Source organism: Aliikangiella maris, assembly GCF_040719265.1.
GTDB lineage: Bacteria > Pseudomonadota > Gammaproteobacteria > Enterobacterales > Kangiellaceae > Aliikangiella > Aliikangiella maris.
The window spans coordinates 1-1962 of the sequence record NZ_JBFDAH010000088.1; the positions used below are offsets into that span (position 1 = coordinate 1).

A 1962-nucleotide genomic window follows, 5' to 3' on the forward strand; every position below is an offset into this window, starting at 1 on the left:
GTGAGTGGCAGTATCACGTTAAGTTAATCAAGCGTGATTACAGTCATTTAATCAAAGCGGGGTAGCCCCCGCTTTAACCTTAAAACTGGTCATCACTCCGCTGTCACTCCTGAAAACAGGGCGCTAGCCCAGTAATAACAAGGCTCGCCAAAGTCGTCACTACCGAGGGTGATTGTAGTGACGACTTCAAAAAGCAGCTAAAGAAAATGAATTAGAGAGCCCGTTTCACATGTGAAACTGCACTATAAAAAATTAGTGCTTTACAAAAAAAGGTGCGTCTGGGAAAATTTTTAGCTGTCAGGGGATGCGCCTGAGAAAATGCTCTTTAAGTGGTTGATGAACTAGAGAAAATTGGCTATTGCTACGATTGCCGCGTTGGGCTTTCCTGATGCCCCAGTCAGGAAACTGAAGGTGGAGCAGGCTCTGCAGGAGTTGCAACAATCGGAGTTCTGGGAACTGGAGTAGCTGCAAAAGCTATTGGCGCAGAGGCTTTGGTTGCTGGAAGTACGGTTGTTGCTGAAGCTGTTCCTATAATCGCTCTTGGGGTTATCGTATATATTGGATCCAAAGAAGGGATTGAAGCAGTTTATGATCATATGCTGACCCCAGACATTTCTGGAACTGCAGGGACTCCACCACCTGATGATGAAGATGATGTTGTTGATCGGACAAGCGAGTTAAGAGTTTCTAGGACTACTGCAGACAGACATTTGAGAAATGCTCTAAATACTCCAGCGAATGAAACAGCGCATCATATAATTCCTTGGACATTCAGAACTCATAAAATGGTAGAGTTAGCGGCTAAAGGTGGTTTTAGGATGAATGGTGCTGGTAATGGAATTAATATGAGTAGAACTGCACACGGGTGGAATCGTAGACATGCAGTTTACAACCGCTATATTCGTAGGCTTTTGAATCGTGAAATGAAAAATAATCCTGATATGACACCTCAACAGGCAGCAAGCAGGCTCAATCAATGGACTAGAATTGGTCGTGATTTCTTAAACCAAAGCACTAAAAAATTAGGAAAATAATTGTGGATTGGAATGATATTGTTGTAGACAGATACGGTTCTCGTTATAGCTTGGACGGGGCGAGTCTAAGTGATGTAGACGAGATATTTAATGCTATTGCGACCCAAATAAATAATTTTGATTTCAACAAGCAGCCTGAAATCATAAATTTTCACTTGGTAATTCAGGGAGGTATAGTTGATATTTTTCCTTGTAAAAAAAAATTTCTTGATAGAGAGATAGAGCTTAGTTTTAGTATTCAGTTTAATGAAATTATGGAGTCGTACTCTCTGCTAGAAAAAAGTAGTATTTCTGATCAAGACTTTGATGCTAAGTTAGAGCAAATTGTACGGCAAACTAAAAAGCTATTTGAAAGTAAGGCTCGCCAATTACGATTGAAGTTCGATTTTATATTTACGGATATCGAATTCAATGCGCTGTGAACCAAGGGGGTCAGATCACTTGATGGCAACAACACTGAGTGGGGAAACACTAAGTTGGGACAGCCGTAACTTTTAAGCCTTGTTCTGATGAGCAAGGCTTTTTGGTTTTTAAAGCGATGTAATGGCCTCGCGCCAACGTCGATGAACAAGGCTTTTGGGTTTTTAAAGTGGTGTAATCGCCTCGCGCCAACGTCGATTAAGCGGCTGAGTATAACCAAACCTTAAATGGGGCAAGGCATACAAAGCCAGTTGAATATAGTTATCTTGTTGGCCGAGCAATACCATCTGAATGGGTGGTTCAAAATGGGGTGCGGCTTCTGGATAACAGCGGGAAGCCGAGTCCGGCACAATGGTTAATGGCTCCCGCCAATGCCACTGGATTTGCCTGAAATATTGGTAAGGCTGCAAAGCAAAATTGTATTGCGGCAGGGTTTTATCAGTAAATTCATGACAGCCGGGGGCTGTTTGCGTAAAATTGCATTTAGTCATAGTAACCTCTTTGGTAG

3 protein-coding genes are annotated in these 1962 nt (G+C 42.2%); 2 read left to right on the forward strand and 1 reads right to left on the reverse strand.

Annotated elements, in window-relative coordinates:
• Window positions 1-491: 491 nt before the first annotated feature.
• The gene (locus ABVT42_RS22120; protein WP_353898154.1) at window positions 492-1034 is read left to right on the forward strand and encodes an AHH domain-containing protein; all 543 of its coding nucleotides are present in this window, start codon (window positions 492-494) and stop codon (window positions 1032-1034) included.
• Window positions 1035-1036: 2 nt separating this feature from the next.
• Window positions 1037-1456: a hypothetical protein gene (locus tag ABVT42_RS22125; RefSeq protein ID WP_353898155.1), complete on the forward strand. Its 420-nt coding sequence runs from the start codon at window positions 1037-1039 to the stop codon at window positions 1454-1456.
• Window positions 1457-1618: 162 nt separating this feature from the next.
• On the opposite strand, the gene ABVT42_RS22130 is transcribed toward ABVT42_RS22125, so the two are convergent.
• A partial coding sequence (locus ABVT42_RS22130; RefSeq protein ID WP_367024506.1) for a hypothetical protein occupies window positions 1619-1962 on the reverse strand: 344 nt, incomplete at its 5' end.